The sequence below is a fragment of the Rhodobacter sp. JA431 genome (genome assembly GCF_900217725.1).
GTDB lineage: Bacteria > Pseudomonadota > Alphaproteobacteria > Rhodobacterales > Rhodobacteraceae > Rhodobacter > Rhodobacter aestuarii.
On record NZ_OBMP01000001.1, the window covers coordinates 48,208 to 67,929 of the forward strand.

Annotated in this window: 1 protein-coding gene (only partly in view); it reads right to left on the reverse strand. The window is 58.1% G+C overall.

Translation table 11 applies throughout. The features are described from left to right. A protein-coding gene (locus tag CRO18_RS00105; protein ID WP_097080633.1) for a DUF4347 domain-containing protein crosses the window boundary here: on the reverse strand, nucleotides 1–19,699 show its 5' end (the start). Its footprint begins 22,853 nt before the window's first position; only the first 19,699 of its 42,552 coding nucleotides appear in the window; the start codon lies at nucleotides 19,697–19,699; its stop codon lies beyond the left edge, outside the window. Nucleotides 19,700–19,722 lie beyond the last annotated feature (23 nt).

The window sequence follows — 19,722 nt, forward strand, 5'->3', positions numbered from 1 at the left end:
TTTCGGTCGGCGCATTGACACGCAAAGCGAAGGAGAGCGGGTTGTGAACAACATCTTCTGCGGCTGCAGATGCCAGAACATTCGCGGCACCAAGCGCCGCTGGTGTCGCAACGACCGTTTGGGGTGCCCCAGTTTTCAACTGGTTGGCCGTCGAGTTGACGGTCAATGTGCGTTTCGCTTTCGAGAACTTCAGATCATTCGCATTAACCGCCACGCCGTTGAGCGTGAGCCCATCGCTGAGAGAGGCCTTGATCGCATCAAGTGCGGCCTCAGTGACCGTGGATTTCAACAGATAAACCACGCCCTCAGCGGTCAGGTTCATTTGAGAAACCTCGGTCGCGACCGCATCAACCGTCAAGCTGACGGCACCGCTCGCATAGACAACGTCATGCGCGCTCGCATCGCTTTGCAGCCAAAGAAGATCAACAAGACCGGAGGCAACATCCACATTAACGATGCGGAATTTCGCACCGTTCGCGCCAGACATGATCTGACCAACTTGCAACGCATTGAACGCGGTATTGCGCGTGCTGATATCTGCCGCAGAGGTCGGATCGGCCCCAATCGTCAGCCCCAGACGGATTGCGTCGCTATCGTCAACCAACGCCGCCGAAGCGATAGCGAACGTATTGCCACTGCCATCGTGGGTCAGCCCGCCAACCGGCAGTTCAACGCGCACGCCAACGCCCTGTGCAACCGGGCGCACCGCGCCAATGAAGGCAACGGTCAGAACGTCAGCACCATCCAACGAGGTCACAATGGCTTCGAGACCCGCGATATAAACGCCTGTCCCAACAGCAATAGATGCCGGGATCGCGCCGCTCATTTTCACGGCAGCCAAACCGCTTTGCGCGTCAAATGCGAACTCGTCGACCGTGAGCCCCTCAGCCAAGGCCGTGGTTCCGATGACACCAACAGATGTCCCGTCAGACAGACGCACCACGCCTTCGCCATTCAGGGCCGCAGTCGTGTTCAGCGTGCCAAACCCGCTGAAATACGACCCAGCGGAGGTGGTGTAGCTCGGCAGGTCTTCGTACCAGCTATCGAAATAGACGTTGCTGCCATCCAGAACCACACGGTTGCCAAAGCTTCCGCCAGTGACGTTGTATTCCACAAGTGGGGTCGCATCACCGCCCACAGGCAGACCGCTGATCCGTTTGATCAACAGTGTGCCGTTGTTTCCGACGGTATCCTCGCGATAGGCCAACACGCGGAACACGCTGGTGCCTTGCACAAGCGTTTTGCCAACAAGGGCTTGCAAATCTGCCGGTGCGATGGCGGTTTCATTGATGTTTTCGATGGTCATGGTGCCCGCATCGACACCAATTTTCGCCGCGGCGCCCAGGCTTACCGTGCCCTCAGCAAAGCCAAGGTCTATTGTCGTTGACCCCGTGGGCGTGAGCGAGAAGTCGGTGACGTTCAGCGCAAAGCCGCTGCCATCGCCGACATAAAGTTCAAAGTTCGGCGTCTCGCCAATGGGCGTCTCAGGGTCGATCCCAAACGCCAAATCAAAGGCAAAATTGGCATTCGCTTGAACGCGCGCTTCGGCTCCACCTTCAAAGCTCAGCGGGCCAAGATCAACGCCAAGGGCGGCCTCAAGATCCGCATCGGTCACATCGACACGCACACTTTCATCAAGCTGCATGCCGGTGATCGAAATCGCGGCTTTCATCTTGGTCGGGCCACTCTGCCCGGCTTCTGTGATCGGCGTGAAGACAACACTGACTGTCGCGTTGAACGGGGCCAGCGCGGCGGTCAGCGCGGCCTCTACAGCGTCGAGCGACTGTGCACCCGACGATTTCAGATCGACAATCAGCTGGCGAATACCGTCCAGCCCAATCAGCTCATTGAGCGACTTCCCAACGAAGGGAATTTCTTGATCGATCAGGCCAGCATTGCCATCTGTGCCGAAAAGCACGTCAATCGCAGAAACGATACCCCCAACAATATCGCCATAAGACAGGGCCGACAGGTTCGCGACCGAGTTCAACGCCGAAGACACGATCGCATCGTACTTGGCTTGCAAGAAGTTGACCAAAGTCGACGGAACGGTCAGCTCTGGTGTCGCGAAAGTCGCCCCATCAAGGCCCGCACGGCCGGAGAGAATCCCGACGGCACGATCACCGCCAAGGCTGGCAATCATCGGCAAGAAGATACCGATGCTGGCAGACATATCCGCGTCGTAGCCAATTTCATCCGCCACAACGGTCAAGTTGGAGGTCGCCCCAAATGCCGTGGTGCCAATGCGCTGCACCAGCACGTTGGTGTTGCCACCGACAAGCGACTTCCCAATGACGATCCCGCTTGCCCCGGTGACGCTGTCTTTGACCTCCATACCAACTGCCAACCGGGTGCCGGATGCAAAGACCAATTGATCAACCTTGCCCAAGCTCGAGGCGGCAGGCGTAGTCGCCGCGCCGACGGCTTTGGTCAGAGCCGTCAAAGTATAGAGCGCGAAATCATCGCTGCTGATCGGGGTGGAGAGCAGAGAGGCCGCCAACAAATCGACGGAAATGGACTTATCCGCATCCCCCGTCACCACATAACGACCCGCTTTGCCGCCATCGAAATATTGCGTCGTGGCCGCGTCAGCGTCATTCACAATCGTCAGCGCGGCAGTGGCATCCGACAGCGCGAAATCTTCTGTTGTTGAGCCGTTTGAGATCCGAAGCGTCGCCCCTTCCGCCAAAGCGCTGAACAAGGTCGCCATTTCCGCTTTGGTCAAAGCAAAGCTCAGACTATCCGCGGTCGCGCTCGAAATGCTGGTGGTCGTCGTGCCATCAGCCCCCAACACCAGCAAGGTGGTCGCATCCATCACGGTCGTCGGTGCGACGGTGATCGCCATCGACATCCAGCTATCTGCAGCGGCGGATTTTCCGTCCTCCGCCAAAGCGTAATAGCTCACCCCCGCCTTATCGAAGAAGGACGCCGAAGCACCATCAAGGATCGCGCCACTGTCAACGCCAGCCGCGAGCGTGGTGCCGGAAATCAAACCGTTTTGGATGGTCGCCAGAACGCGCGAAGACACAACATTGGAAACCAGACCATCAGCGCCAATCGCCAATTCGACAACGCGTCCCCCGTCAGCACTGAGGAGCGATGGGTCGGTCACCTCAAAGGTCCGCGGTTGCAACGGAGACGCTGAATCAACCGTCAACGACCCAAGGATCAGCGGCAGACGTACATAGCCCTGCTCGATGCCATAGGTCAAAGACGTCGGCGCGATCACACTCGAGACACCATCGGCAGGCAGAAGCGTAATGGTTTGTTCGACAGGATCGGAAGAGGCCACGAGGAAGGTCGCCGTGCCATCGCTCAGCCGTACAACTTTGCCATTTTCAACTTGTTTCAGCCAATCGCCGACAATCGCATTTGTATTCGCGATTTTGACTTTCTGCGCGGCCAGACCGCCCACTTCAGCGGATTCGGTTCTGACGACATCCAATGTTGCCGACACGAGCGTTCCCGTCGCGACGAACGAGCCACCAATAGAGGTGAATGTGCCGCCCATACGGTCCGCATCAATGGCGTCCAAACGGAACGCATTGCCGTTCGCATCAACAAAGACATTGTTGATTTCATGCGATTGCAGCAGATCAGACCCCGCCGCAAAACGCACAGCGTTATCAATCGGCGCATTTGAGATGGTGCGAAGGCCCGCGCTATCGCCGCGCTGCACACTCACAGAAATACCCGCTTGATCCGCGAGTTGCGTCGGCGTTGCGCTCAAGCTCCCGAGAAGGCTGTTCAGCGCCACACCGGAAAGGTTGCCTGTCGCCGTTGGCGCCGCTGCTAGATCAAGCGGACGCAGATCAACGCTTCCCGTGACAGCGTTGAAGGCGGCAATTTCAAACCAAGCGTTGTTTGCATCTTGGACCAGACGCAGATCTTCGAGCCAGGTCCCAATCGGCGCCCCGCCCAGACCACTGACGCGCTGCACGCTGCCGTTCATCCCAAGATCAACAGCCGTGTTGCTGGTAAAGGTCACAACCGGACGATAAAGCGCGCCCCCCGCCAACGGCGCCCCGGTGTGACCGACAGCCGTGATCCACACCGCGCCGGTTTCAACCTTATCGACGCGGAACCAACGGCCCGATTGATCGACATAATGCCCGCCGACCATCGCCGCAGGCACATCCGTCGTGCCGCTTTCAAACGTGACGCGATAGCGGATCGACAGATCAGGCTGCGGCGCGACAGTCGTAATTTCGGCAATCACCCGGCTATCGACAGCGCTATCCGCGACATTCGCGCGGGTCAGATCGCTCATTGTGGCGTTAGAGCCATCTTCGAATTCAACAACACGGTCAAACGTCGTCGTCCCGGTGGCCGCACTGACGAGATCCCCCTCAAGGGTATTGACCAGCAACGTCGCATCGCCCGCAGCAACGTCTGCCATATCGGTCGTGGTGACATCCCCAACCCAGATTTGGTTCCCGCTGGCATCAAAAGCAGCGATACGCGCATCACTTTGCAACATACGGCTGATGTCGATCCCGGTAGCCCCCAGATCGACCGCAACACGCAGGTCTTGGCCCTCCGGTGCATTGACCGACAGAACCGTTTTCCACGACCCCGAAGCGCTCACTTGCCCCGTGACCGCATCGACCGTTGCGACTTTGTCCGCCGCGGTAAAGACGTTCAGATTGCCGCCGCTTATCGCAGCGGAGGGCGCAAGCAGTTCAAGAACACCCGTCTCATGGTTCCATGATTTGACGATGCCGAATTTTGCAGTCGCCGGATCGAAACTCGCGCCCGTCCCCGATGTGACCAACTGACCGACCGCAAAGGTCGACGCGGTGAGGCCTGCGTCGCGGCGTTTCAGGGTCAGCGTCTGTGTTTGCGCTTCCGCGTTGGAAGACAGCCACATCGACCCGCCCACCATCGCAAATTGCGGGGAGAAGGAACTCGACCCCGCGAGCGTGTTCAGCATACCCGCAACATCCGCCGAAAGCCCGATGTTCTCTTCGGCGGTCTGGGACAAGCGCAGCCCCGCCCCCACCGACAGCTCGGAGCTTTCGAGCATGCGCAGTTCAACAGGAAGCAGGCCCTGACCAATGAGTTGCAGGTCGAGGTTGAGCTGTGCCGCACCATCGATGCGGAGGTTCATATTGATACCGTCGTCGAGCGCGGAGCCAGAAATCGGCCCAAGGTCGCCGAAGTCGCCCAGAACAATGTCGATGAACCGGTTGTCTTGGACGATGCGGTCGAAATTCACGTTGATATCGACAATCCAACGGCCCGGGAATGTCGCATCCTCAGAGTATTCGAGCGTCAGGAACCCACTCGGCAGACCCACAGTATTCGCGACGGCGTCCAGCCAAACATTCAGGTCGAGATCGCTGCCGCCGCTCTGCGTTGGGGGCAATAGATCAAGCACATCACGCAAGATCGTAGACAGGCCGGTCAAATCATCAAGCGACTGATTAATAAACGGAATATCGGCATTGAGAACCGTCGCGCCCGCGCCCTGACCCTCGATCAACGACACGATCCCCGTGCGCAGATAGTCGATCAGCTGTGCCGGTGTCAGTTGGTTCAAACGCGCGATTGCATTGGTGACAGAGGTCAGTGAGCCTTCGACGTAAGCGCGAATATCCGCGGCGGCTTTCGTGGGATCAAAGATGCCATCAACCGTCCCGCCACCACTCGTGCGCAGATCCGCAAAGAGGTCAGTGATCGAGTGGGTTCCCGAAAGGGCAAGATCCGCAAAGTCCGCCAGATCCAGCGCGCTTTGCAGCGTGCCAATTTCTAGGCCAACAAGGTCGGCCTTGGCCACCAGATCAACGGTCAACGCCGCATCAAGAGCCGGGCGGATCGTCGACGGATTAAAGACCGGCGCATTCCCTTGGGTCACCGCCAAAGTGGCCAGCAGCGCATTTACAGCCGCAGCATCCCCACTCGCCAGCGTTTCTTGAATAGCGTCAACCGGTGAATCCAGAACGAGGGTCAGCGTATCGCCGTTGACACCCAGCACCCGGCCTTGGACGGAGCCTGCGCCGAAGGTAATGCTTGCCTCTTCCGGCGTTGCCGCATTGGCAACGTCTGAGAACACCGCACCGGCGCCGGTGATGGTCACATCGTAGATGTAAGACAGGGCGTCGAAATCACGGACATCCGGCGGCTCCACCAAGGTCGCCAGCGGGGTCAACGCATGCACCTTGACCGCGCCGCCCCAAGCATGGGTGAGCACATCATCCGGTAAGACAACGTCGATGGTATTCGTCGAAAGATCCGACGGAAGAACAACCATCAATGGCACTTGCAACGTCCCCGTCGCCCCGTCCGAGATCTCTAGAAGAACGTGGTCAAGGCCATCAAAGAGGGCGGCCGTGCCGTTTGTAAGGGTCAGCGTCGCGAGGTTTGTGCCACGGGACACGCTCGACACATCAAAGGTCGCGCCGCTGATAACCCGCTGCAGCGTATCCCCTTCAGACAGAGCCGAGGTCTGGCCTGACGGAATACCGGTTTCTTGGACAAGGAACTGCGAGGCCCCAGAGACAACGATCCCCACGCGCGACGTGCCAAGCGCGACATACTCCGCATTGGTCGCGCTTGGCGTATTGGCGAGATTATCCGCCCAAGTCACGTTGACGATCTGGGTCGATGAGCCCGGCGCCACGGCGCTATCAAGCGTCAGCCGCGCCAGCTTGGATGTTGCCGAAGCCGCAGTTGTGCCAACAGCCGTAACCGCCCCAGCCGCGGCCTTAAACCCACCATTATCAAGCAGGAAGAACGCCTGCTCTGGGTTGTCATCTGAGGTCAAGGTAAAGGTGAGCGAGGCATCCGCATCCCCGGCTGCATTGGTCAGACCGATGAAGCCGTCCGTGATACTTGCGTTCAACGGGGTTCCGTCGATGTCAAAGCCGAGCGTCACATCGACGTTCGACGCCTCAGCACCAAACGAAAGCGACAAGTTCGACGCGCTCCCGATATAGAGGATCGGATCAAGCAGCGTCGATGCGCCCTGAAGAGACCCGAGGCTTTGAAGCGACGCATCTTCAGAGAGTGCACCACCAAAAACGAGTTTCCCAGACAGACCAACCCCAGTCGAAAGTTGCGCAGAAAGATCGCTTGTGAGGCCGAACGTACCGTCCAACTCGGCGGCCAGACCCAAAGCCTCGATTAAATCAAGGCTGAGCGCGCTTTGCGCCACAATCGCGTTGTCAAAATCGAGCGCGATTTCCAAGGCGCGGTGCGGGATACCGCTTGTCCAAACATTCCCCGAAAGAGTCGAGAAATTGATCGAGAAGACCGGCGGGCTATCCCAACCGGCAACTTTCGCAATCGCCTTATTGACCTCTTTTTCAATGGTCAGCAGGGCTTCTTGGATTGTGCCGCCCGGATTGTTCACAACTTGATCTGCGGTTTCCAACGCGAGGTGAACCGAGGTGAAAATCTGGTTCAACGGGAGCAGATCATTGATGGTTTGGCCGATGAACGGCAGCTCTGCCGTCAGGTCGCTGCCACTCGGCGCAGTCACCGCATTCAAGACCGGCGTAACAATCGCGGCGCCGGTGTAATTATAGGGATAATCGACCCCGAAGACCCAGCTGTAGGCGGTATCGACCATATTGATCAGGTCGGACATGCCGAAAGACGCAAAGTCGTCCAACTGCGGCATCAACAGGCTCCGCAGGTTCAGATCTTCGGGCACTTCGAAGAAGTCGATATTGACCTCGGGAAGTGTCAGCCCATTGGCAATATCTGCCGCAGAACGCGGCAAGAGATCCCCCGCGATGCGGGCGGCCGAAAATTCACTGATCGGCTGAAGCGCCTCACCAAAGGCACGCGACAGGGCGAGCCCCATACCAAAACCGCCAACCGTATTGGTGCCGACGGACTGGGTGCCAGAGCTATCCGTTACGGTGAAGTCAAGCTGCGCGCCTTTGCTACGCAACTGATCTGCCAGCGATTTTGTTAGGTCAGGTGTGGTATTAGACTCCTTACCAAAGACAAACCGGGAGTCTTCTGCAACAAGGCCAAATTTGCCAAGGCTGCCCGCATCAATCGCAAAGGAGATATCAGTCGGGCCAAGGTCCGCAAGCGCGCGGATCGCGAGCGGCGCAACGGTTTCATCGACAAGATCAACATAGTTGCCCGTCGACAGGTCTTGCTTGACGAACTTGACGCTCGCATCCGAACCTAGTTCGACCGCAACATCCAGATCAACGGACACCGCATAACGCAGCAGGCTTCCGTCGAGCGCGGTGATGCTCAGCAGATCAGGTTGGCTCAAACCCAGAAGCGACTTCAAAGCCTCAAGGTTGGAAATATCAAAACCGCTCAGATCAAATCCGAGGTCGATTTCCCCCTCGATCAGCCGGGTCCCTTTCATCGTCAGGATGACGGAGTCTTTCAACCCACCAACATCGGTGTTGCCTTCCAACAGCGCGACTTGCAGCGCATCAGGGGCAAACCGGAACGGGCTTGACGCATCAGTCATCGCGCTATGGATCAGGCTTGCACCATAATCCAAAGCCTCGTCTTTCGCGTCCTTGAGCGTTTGAATGGCAACGCGCAAGGCGTCCTTCAAACCCGTCATATCTTCGATGGACTGACCCACCCCCGGAATTGTCAGGTCAATCAGGCCATTGTCGCTATCAAGATCACCGATCAGGGCTTCCGCAAATGCCTCGAACCCATCTGCAAAGGTCGAAATGTCAGACCAATTAGAGGTGAACGTGCTCGCTTGGGCGAGCTGCGAGCGCATCGCATCAATCAGCGTTCCCGTGCTAAAGCCCAATTGCGGCAGACCAAATTTGCCGTCCTTGAGAGACGCGGTCAGGGTCGCCGTGCCAAGATCGTCAAGAGTGATCGTTTGCCCCGCGATAACGATGGAGGCAGAGACATCCAGATCCACGTCGGAGGCGAATTCAATCGCCGAAACGGGCTTCAGACGAGAGGCTTCAAACGCGGGCACAATACCTTCGTAATCCGGCAGACCGTCATCCATTTTCAGGCGGATGGCCGCGCGACCGATGGTCAATGCCTCTGTGTTCGACCCGCCGGTGACATTCACGCGAACCGAGGTCGCGCCGACAAGGCTCGTTTGGAAATCCAACAAAACACCCGGATTGGCGTCATCCGAGCCGAGGTCCAGCGTGATGTCAGCCCCCGCGCGGGTGCCAAATTCATCAACCATTTCAAGCGGCAAAGTGCCAACGCTGTAAACGAAGCCCGCTATTCCCCATGCGGACTGATCGCTGAGTTCCAACGTATCGGCGGCACGCAGAACGCCATCAAGAACCGTCACCGCGATGCGTGTTCCCTCAACGGCAACGACCCGACCTTCACCAACTTTGGTCCCCGATGCGTTGAACACATTGATGGTTTTACCCACCCAGTCCTCAGCCGATCCCGTGTTCGGGCCCGACCAATCGAGTTCATAAGACCGCGTCACACCCGCGATGTCGTTGCTCGTCAGACCGTCTGCAGAGAGAACGCGGATCGTGTCCCCGGCCCCGACCGAACCGGACTTCATCACGAGGCCCAGACCGGTTTCGCTTACCCCCGCAACGACGCCACGACCGGTGACATTTCCATTCTCATCAATGATCGCGATCTTCCGACCGACCATCGAACTTGCCGATGTCTGATCATAGCCCGCGTATCCAACCTCAACGGAGCGCAGATCAACTTCGAACCGGAAGGCCGCCAAAACCGGTGCCGTCGCCGCGGCATAAACCGCCGTCAGCGCATTTAGGTTGACCGTATTCGAAACGGCTGTCGTGCGATCGGTCGCGAGGTAGTCATGAACAATCGTCGTCGCCGTCGTCTCGTCGAAATCCCGGTCCCATTCGATCCCAAATTGGACCTGCGTGGTATTGGAATTTTCAACGAAATCTTGGGGAGTATTCGCGGCATCGAGATAATCGACCGTGCGAATGACGCCGACAGCAACGGTTTTCCCATTGGCATCTTGCAACCGCAGACGTGACGCCTCGCCGAGGTCATCGGCCTCCGCCACAAGGGTCGTGTACTGTGCTTTGGTCAGCGTGAAGGTCGAATCACGGAATTGAACAGCCCCCGAGAGGTTCAGCGACAAATCCGCCGACGGCGGGATTTCCGGTGTCGAAATCCCGAAGAATTCGGTGAATTCGCTGAGGTTCAGCGTCAATTCCGGCGACAGGCCAGCCGGAAGCGCAAGCTTGATCACCACCCCCATACGGTTCGGCGAGGAGGCCGCGCTCGCAACAGGCGGGATCAATTCGACAGAAAGCGGTGATCCCTGCGGCAAGGCGTTGGCCACAATAGCGTCCAACTGGCCCAAGGATTTCGCTGGGACATTGGCGATAATCGTCTTGATCGTATCCAATTGGTCATCAAGACCGATCAGATCTGCCAAGCTTTTCCCGATGACAGGAAGGTCTTGGTAGAGAACCGAAACGCCGGTCGGCGCGGAGTCAGCAGACAGCAACGCCGCAAGCGCGATGTCGATGGTGCTGGCCAGATCGGTCGCCCCTTCCCCCAACAAGACAGAGGAGAGCCCGTCAATCGCGCCAAACCGCAGGTCAGACAAGGAAGACGCCTGATAATCCATCAGGTTCTGAGCCGCAGAAGCCGCACCAGCCGTCACCAGAGACGGCAATTGCGATTTGATCGCCAATTGTATCGCATCCGTCACGGAGCCGATGGTGGCTGTCGCGCCCGTTGTGCTGAGCACCGCATCCAATTTGCTCAGGTCAAGCTGCGGCAGGCGGTCAGAGGTGAAGACACCAACCAAGGCGGCATAGGTCGCGCCCGCCGTTTCCAGATCGCCCGTCAGCGTTGTCAGAAGCGTGGTGATGGCCGCGCTATCGGCCCCGTCCAGCGCCGATTGCAGCGCGGTCAAGTTTGCAACGGCAGCCGCCAAATCTGATTCCAGACCTGCAACATCCAAGGCCCCCAGTCGCGCGGTGACACTCGTCAAGGACGGGATCAACGGCGAACCCGCCCCCAAGAGTTCAACAAAGGCAGCATTCGCAGTGTCAAGCGCGCCAACGCCCGCCGCCAACACGTCATCGCGCAAGGCTTTCACTTCGGTCAGCGCAACCGTCAGGGCATCCAGCCCATCCGAGAGGGTCGTGATTTTTGCTTGGGCACGCGTGAGAAGGGTCGCACTCGCCCCCGTCGCCAGAGCCGCGATGCTCTTGCTTGCAGCCTCGGCCATTTCGGCGAGAAGCGCGACAAGTTCCTCCCCCGCAGCGCTGAAGGCACTTTCGGTCAATGTCACCGATTCAAAGAGACCGCGAACGACCTCCATCTCGGTATCTACAGCCGCGCGGATTTGCGTGATGTAGGTGACATAGGAAGAGAGCTCGGTCGAAAGCGTCGAAATGTGGGCGGACGAAGCCGTTGCGAGGGCCGTCAGAGAGGCCAATTCGCTTTCGGACCCCGCGGGCGCCGTCAATGCACCAAGGCGTGCGACAAGATCAGCAGCCGAGGTCGCCAAACGCCCCACCTGCCCGTTCAATGTGCTCAGGCCGGTTTTGGCGTCATCAAGCGCAGATTTCACCGCCGTCGCCGTGCCCAGCGGATCAGCCGCCGACAAGCCAATCTGTGCAACAGCCGTTTTTGCCGCCTGATCAACAACTGCAAAGGTCGCCCTACGCGCGGCTTCCTCGGTCAAAAGCGCCTCGACCTCTGCCTTGATTTCGAGGAAGGCTTTGACCGTTTCAAATTCTGCATCGGTTTGCGCGCCATCAATCGCCTGAACAACCGTCAACGCGTTCAAAGTGTTGCCAAGCCGGTCAAAGGCCGCCGTCTGATCCGCAACCAATGTCGCATAGGCCCCACCAACCGATGCGTCCCCGCCCGATTTTTGCAGTGCATCAAGCGCGATCTCAGCCAGCGAATTCCCGGCCACATCCAGCTTTGCTTTCGCGGCCGTGATGTCCGCAATTAACGAGGCCAAAGCGGTTTGCGCGCTTGCAAGCGCAGTTTGTGCGGCAGAGACAGCCGCGTTCGCAGCAACCATGCGGGCCGCAAGCGCCGGGTTGTCCGTTTGGGCGCCAACCAAAGGATCTATGCTCGGATCCGCCAAATACCCTGGCAGCAATTTCGCACGCTGCACCAACTCCGCCGCAAGGTCTTGGGCGTCGCGCAGATCTTGAGAAAGTTCCAATATCTCTGCGGTCCGCGTATCTGCGGTGGCAATGAGCGTTTCAACTTTGGACAGTTCGGTTTGGAGGAGCGTCAGCGAAACATCCGTTTGCGCCTCTTCCACCGTCATCCAAGCGCCGGCATCCGAATTACCCGCGACAGAGAACGAACCCTTGTCTCCCGTCAGGTCCAACCGACCGGACGAGATGGTAAAGTCGGCAGTTTCGGTGCCGTCCCCATTCACGCCGATGTTCAGGTTCTGCACGATCGAGGCACCGTTGGTGTCTTTGAACGACAGATCAATCTGTTTGTCAGCCGCGCTCAAATCGGCGGAGCGGGTCGCCGTGGCATCCCCATTTGCGATGGTAAAGTCGATACGACCATCATCGCCTGTGCCAATTTTGAATGAGCCATCCGCCGCAAATGAGACACGGATATTGGGTTCAACATAAAGCTTTGCCGCGCCCTGCAAAACGCTATCGATCAGCGCGCCATCGTATTCTGGTGTGTCTGTGGTGATCCCAAGAAGAACCGCCAGTTCTTCTTCGCGCAACGCGGCGCGGGCCGTGTAATCGACCACGATTGTCGGGCGGTAATTCATGATCAGATCGCCGGACCGAACGTCAAATTCAAACGTGATCGGGCTCGTGTCTGTCACCATATTGCCATGCGACGCATCAAACTGTTTGGACAGTTGCGCGGCCACATAGCCAATCGTGTTGAGGTCAAGCGCGTCGCTATTGAGCGCGGTGATCAGATCATTGAAACGCAAGGCTTCAGAGATCGAAACAGGGTTTGCGGATTCCGCCCGTGTCAGCACATCCGCGATGGTGAGTTCCCCCGCGAAAGGCAATTTCACTTCGAACAGGTCTGCAAAGACGCCAGACCCAACCTCAAAGGCAGAGGAAAGCGCGGTCACTGCAGCGCGAATATCGCCTTTGAAGGTCAAGGACGAAATGCCACCGGGCAGTTCGTTCAGGTTCTTATCGTTGAAATTCCCAGAGATCACAGCACGTTCGACCGTGCCATCCGCAAAGATCGCGATGCGCTCAAGCGCGCTGCCCGTTGCGCCGATATCAGTCGTGCGGATCGCCCCAGGTCCGGTCAAGGACAGCGGATGCAGTTGACCGATTTCAAAAATACTCGTGTCCGATGCAACGGCAAAACGCGGCGACCAGATGGTCTGCGCGGTGAACATTTTCTGACCGTTTCCATCGCGGATTAGGTTCAGCAGATCGACCAGCGTGATGTAATCCAGCGTCGCATTCGACTGCAGGGTCAGCGTATCGGTCGCGGCATCAAAGGTTGCAACCGGACCCGACACCGTGCTGTCCGCAGGTTTGATGACGATGTTCAAACCGGAATGCGTGATCCCGACATCATTTGCCGTGATCAAAATCGTATTGCCCCCCGCCAGCAGATAACCGCTGCCGGTCGTTCCGGTCAGAATATCGGAAACCGTTCGCTCAATGCGCTCGACACCCGTGGTAAAGATGCCCTGAAGGCTCATCAGGCTTTCTTGGGCCCAAAGGCTTTCGTCACTGAAATCGACCGCAGCCCAAGAGGTGACCGACAGATCGCTGGTGCCGATGTATTGATAGAAGACACCGGTCGTGGCGTCGCCCGTAACGTCGTTGAGAACAAGCTGGCCAGCCGACACGGTCGTCGCCGACGTGTCCGACATCAGGTGATCGGCAAAATCGGTCGCGTTCAGCGGGCCGGAGCCCGTATAGATATAAAGATCACCGTCACGGGCCGCGCCGGGCAGCAGATCAACCGTGATGATCGGCGCCGCGCCAGCGGTCACCACGTCTAGACCGAACTGGAAGTTCGCTTCCCCTTCGATATCCGCCGCGATACCGCCCGAAAAGTCGACCGCGCCCGCCACAGGGCGGAAAACAAAACGCGGCGTAAAGGTCAGAACCTGCGTGTTGGTTAGGCCAGAGAAAGTCTTATCGCCCACGGTCACCGTCGCCGCGTTGCGGAAGGTGATCTGCGGCATCGGATCAGACACGACGGTCGACGACAGCCAGACGTTCCCCGCCACTTCGGACAGTTCGATAAACGGCTCGAACTGGCCGCCATCGCGCTTCAGACCGAAGTCGATGTTGATGTCGAGGTCGGCATTCAACCCAAACTCGTACCCATCGATGTCCCGGTTGCTACCGGTCATCGAGATCCCCATTTCGCTCAGATCAAAGAGATCCGAGATAAAATCCTCGCCGACTTTTTTCTCATAGGTGACAAGGTCTTGGATTTTGATCCGGTAGCGGACTTCGTCCAGCAGCTTACCGTCCGCAGACAAAGTGTCTTCGAGTTCTTGAACCGTCGAGGCAGACCCGGCACCGACATCATTGCCCGTGATCACCTCAAGTGTGATGAGCTTATCTGCGTCCAGCCCCGTGATAACCGACAATTGCTGCGCCAGATCATCCACATAGGCGCGAAGATCACCGTTGTAATCCGTGCCGTTGAAATGCAGCGGCGTGCCGTTCAGCACATAATCATTCAGCGCGTCGAGATGGGCCGTGATGACCTGCGACAGGTTGTCGAACGAAACGCTCGCATCCGGATCTTCGATCAGATCGATAAAGCTCTTTCCGTAGAGAAGCGGGATGTCTTGCGTCATGAACCCGCTCAACCCATCGGCGGATGCAACGCTTTGCTGCAGCAACTGGTCGAACTGCGAGAGCGCACCATCGCGTTTCAGCCACGTATCGCTGAACCGTTGCGCGGCTTCGTCGAGCAACAGTTTCATTTCCCATTCGCTATCATTCACAAGCAGCAGGCGGGGATCATCCGCCACGATCTGATCAAACCCAGAGGCGACGAAACGCGGGGCAAAGGTCGTGCCTGCGGCCTGACCGGCATAGTCAATCGGGAGGATGAATTCGTAGAAGGCAACGGCATTCGTCAAACCGCCGACAGGCGCTGTTGTCCCGTCAAGCGGGAGAAAATCGGCGGTCGAGCTATCCCCCGCAATCGCGGTCAAACGGAACTGGTCGCCGTTGGCGTCAATGTAAATTTGGCCAATGTCCGCCGCCGTTGCCCAAGTGACATTGCTGTCAAACGTGACGCGGAACTGATCGCCCTGCGTGACAGAGAAGCTGATATCGTGCTGCCCTTCAAGATCGGAAACCAGCGGCGACAGGCGCGGGCTTTCACCGCCCGGCAAGCGCCCATTCGCGGCAAGCGTTTCGGGCCGGAACGCAACCTTGAGACCAAACGTCGGGTTGGAAACATCTTGTTTGCCCAACTCGCCCAAATCGATCTGAAGCGTTGTGCCCCCAACCCCGGCGCCCGAGAAACCAAGGTCAAATTCAAACATGTTGTCCGTCGCGCCAGCGGTGTCCAGCGGCTCAAACCACGTGTCAAACGTCAGGGTTTCTTCGACGAGTGCGCCCCCGTTATACGAAGCCACCTCGTTATTCGCGGCTTGAATACGCGTGCGAACGCGCGCGGCTGCGATTGGCGTTACGCGATAGCTCGCACCGGACAGCAACAGCGTGCTCAGCCGGGAGAAATCAATCAAGATTTGCGGCAGGGTGAGTGCAGAGCCTGAGAAGTCGAGCGTGACACCATCCGCCGAATTGAAGCTGGCCGTGTAGTTGGCCGCCCCGGTCAGCGCGGTCATCAGGCTCGACAGATCTGCGGTCTCATCAAACGATCCAAACTGGGTCTGCAGCGCGTTGACGAGGTAGTTCTGGAAATCAGCCTGCGTTGCTGTTGTCGGATCATTGTTGACGATGATTTCTGCAATGCTGTTGCCGACAACAGGGATCAGCCCCTTCAACTCCGGCATCGCCAACAAACCAGCAAGGAACCCATCTTGCATGATGGTGTCCGCTTCGCGCATTTTCAGCCAATAAAGCGCCTCTTGCACGGTCGCGCCATCAAAGAGGCCCGTGTAACCCGTGTTCACGACGCGCAAGTCATTGAATGTGGCCAAAGACAGCGAATAGGTTTTGTCCAGAACGGACTCCGCCCATGTGTTGAACTCGCCACGCGGATCGTTGAAGTCGAGCGCGAACGAAAGCGTTGCGGCGTCATCTGTGTCAGTGGGGTCGAGTTCCCAACCCGTGCTCCCAATCACAAACCCCTGCGACAGACCCAGCGTCAGCGTGGACATATCAATGCGCGGTTCCCCCGGCAAATTGATGTCCAAAGCGGCATTACTGGTATCCACCGACACAACCTCAGCTGCCAGATCGACACTCAGGTTCGTGGGCTTGGCATTGTAGGTGGAGTTGAACTTGACCGTCGCCCCCAGCGACATGTCCGCCGTGCGTTCACCGATTTTCTTCAAAAGCGGGATTTCGCCCCAAACGGCGCGCACGCCCGCTTCTTCGCGGACCAAAAGACCCGTCAAATCAACGTCGAGCACATCCGCCGCATAAGACAGGCTAAACGCGCTTGCGCCCGCACCGTCGAGCAAATTCGCAGCCGTATAGCCATTCAGCCCCACCAGCGCGAAATCTGTCGAAATTGCCGCGAGGGCAGTAGACACAGCGGCAGCACTATTCTCGGTCCGGTCAGCCCAACTCCGCGCGATCGCATCAGACAAGCCTTCGAGAATTGCGGCCAGTTCACCGTCTTGCGCGCCAATGCCCGCCAATTCCGGCAAAGATGTCAGGTCCGCAACCTGACGCTCGGCCAAGGTGCGCGTGTCGGACGCGGTTGCGCTGGTGCCCAGCAAGTCACCAAAACCCGCGTCAGGCGTATCAACAAACGCTTCGCCATCGCGCAAAACCGGGATCTGCAGCGCATTGGTCTGCGATTTATCTGACGCCGGTGTCACAACCTCTTTGGTGAGGGGGGCCGTGATCTCGCGCATATCTTCGACAACGCGCTGAAGACCCAGCAGGGCAAAAGCATCACGGCCAACCGGGTGATCCAAGGAAACCTTTGAGGTCAGGCCATCAAGCCAAGCTTTGACGGGCGTATCCGCTGCGGTGGGGTTCAGCTTGGCATAGACCATGTTCACCGATGGAACGGCACTGCCATAGAGCTGATCCGTATCAATGGCGATCGAGGGGGCACCCAGACCTGCCCCGCCAAAGGTATAGGTGTTGCTGAACTGGGCGCCCATAATAGAGTCGCCAAAGTCCAACGGCATCGCCATGACCCAAGCGCTATCGGTCAGGAAGCTATCAGCCTCCCCGCCAGCCGCGCGGACAAACAGTTTTGTGCGGGCAAGATCAACTTGCGGATCGCGCGCGAAGAAGCCTGTGCCAATCGCGCCATCGAAAAGCGTTGCCTCTTCACGAACATTAAAGCTGAACGAGGCAGCTGCGGTTCCGGTGTTGGTAAAGGTGAGCGTGTTGTCACTGACGACAACGGTCAAATTGGCCGCCGCAGCCTGTGCCACAAAATCAACGTTCGACGCCAAGGCCGCCGCAACAGTCGTGGCGCTGGTATCCAAAACAACGTCGAAGACTTTTGAACCAAATTGGAAACGTACGGGCAAAATAGAAGAGGAACGATCCGCGAAAGCCACGGCCTGTGAACCGCTTGCCGCGATGGTTGCCGAACGCACGCCGGTTTTGTTCAAGATAATCTGGAACGCAACATCGGAGCCGGTGCTGTTTGCAACGCTTAGCGTGTTGCCGGAAACCGTCGTCGTCAGGCCAGCCGCCGCAATGGCAGAGGCAAAATCAGCATTCGCGTTAAGGGCTTCGGCCAAGGAAACAGCTGTCGCATCAAGGAGCACATCGAACGAGGCCGCCCCCAAAGTCACAGACGCCGGAACCGCAAGGTTCGGTATGTTCGTCAAGACAATGTTGGTCGTTGCACCATTCGTAATCGTTGCGGACACATCCGTAACGGCCCGCAATTCAAGCTCAGCAACTTGGCGAACATCGACGCTCCCGGTCGAAATCTCTTTGGTCAGCGAAAGCGTGCCCTGAACCTTGCCAAACCCATTGGTGAGCGACGGCGGCAGGCCCACCCAGTTTCCGCTGAGAGCGAGGTCTAGAACGACCTTATTCGATGCAGCTTCGTCCGGCGAGGCCAGCGTCAGACCCGCCGAAATTTTCGAAAACAACGAGACGATCCGCTTCGTTGCAATCTCATGCCGGTCGGCGAAGTTTGCCTGATCGTAATTCGCGAGGCTCGCTTTGATGTTGGACACAAGGTCCGTGGCATCCGCCCCTGCGAGGGTCGCGTAATTGATCGTCTCAGCGCCCGCGTTGAAAGCCGCAACCAAACGGTTCACGTCGGCCGTGGTCAGAATATCCGCGCCCGAAACAGTCGTGGCCGCAAGATAATCGCCTGCCGCGATGACCCCCATGATGCCGCTAAGATGCGCCGCATTCGCCGCGCTGTAAGGTCCTGTCAGGCCAGATTCATCAAAAAGCGCCGTGCGCACAGCCGTCGGAAGCAACGCAACTTCGGCGGCAAGGGCCGCACGCCCCGCCGTAAGGGTCGCTTCTTCAACGATCCCAACGATTTCGTTCAATGCACTCGAGGCACCGCCAAACCACGACAGCGGATCGGTTGCGGTGTAACCGAACGCGACCGTATTGCTGTTCGTTTGGGTGTAGCTGACCCCCAAGCTTGCCAAGGCCGAGGTCACGGCAGTCTGAGCGAAAACGGCCGTTAGGGCGGATTGGCCGCTCAGATTGGCCGAAAAGTTGAGTGTACGGCCTGCGATAATAACCTGAAGGCTCTCGCTGCTTGACGCACTTGAGGCCGATAGCGTGAAGGTATTGTCCGCCGTCGCAGCGCCCGCTTTGATCGTAAAGACCTCTGCAGCAGCACTCCCAACCTTGACGCTAAAGCTCACCTCATCGGCAAGGTCACGCCAAGCGGTCGATGTGGGGAATGTCGCTCCAGCGTAGAGCCCGCCGGCCCCAAAGAGATCCGCAACGGTCTCCGTCGGGGTCTGCGCGTCGGCCAGATACTCATCTAGGTTCGTCGCGGTTCCAAGGGCCGCAATTGCGCCCCCCAAATTCAGCTCTTGGGTTTCGATGGCCCCGTATTCGGCCTCAAGGTCCCAATCTCCTTCAGACCCGGTCGTATCCGTCGACGCCGCGACATCTGCCCCAGTCAACACCGCCAAACGCTGCGGCAGACCGCCATCTGCAAGATCACAGGCGTAAAGCATCAGGTCGCTGTCGGGACCCATTGCACGTGCCAACGCATTCACCAGCGGGTCGTCAGCCTCAACATCCGCGCTTAAAAGCGTGTCACCAATCTGGAAGCCATCCGCAGAGCCGTGGCTAATCCAATGGATGGCATCGTAGCGCACACCGGTGGACAGCGCTGCAATGGCTTCGTCTTTGCTCCCGACAAGCGCAACGGTCTTGTTATCGGCTCCGCCAAAACCGATATCTGCAAGCGCTGCTTGAAGGGGCGAAAGATCGCCAAGGGTGGAATCCAAAAGCACCAGCTCACGCGCAGCCTGTTCTTCAACAGACTGCGCGGTCTGTTCGACCTCAGGCTGAACGGGTTCGACCTGCCGCTCATAAAAGACGTTATCCTCTTCGCGCTCATCCGGCGCGTAGGGGATCAGATCAACCGAAAGAAGGATTCTTTCCTCTAGGGGTTCAATCGCAATTTTACGACGACCTGCAGAAGAACGAGCCTTCTTGCGCTTCTCAAACATCTTGTTCATGGCGGAACTTTCTGAGAGCTGGG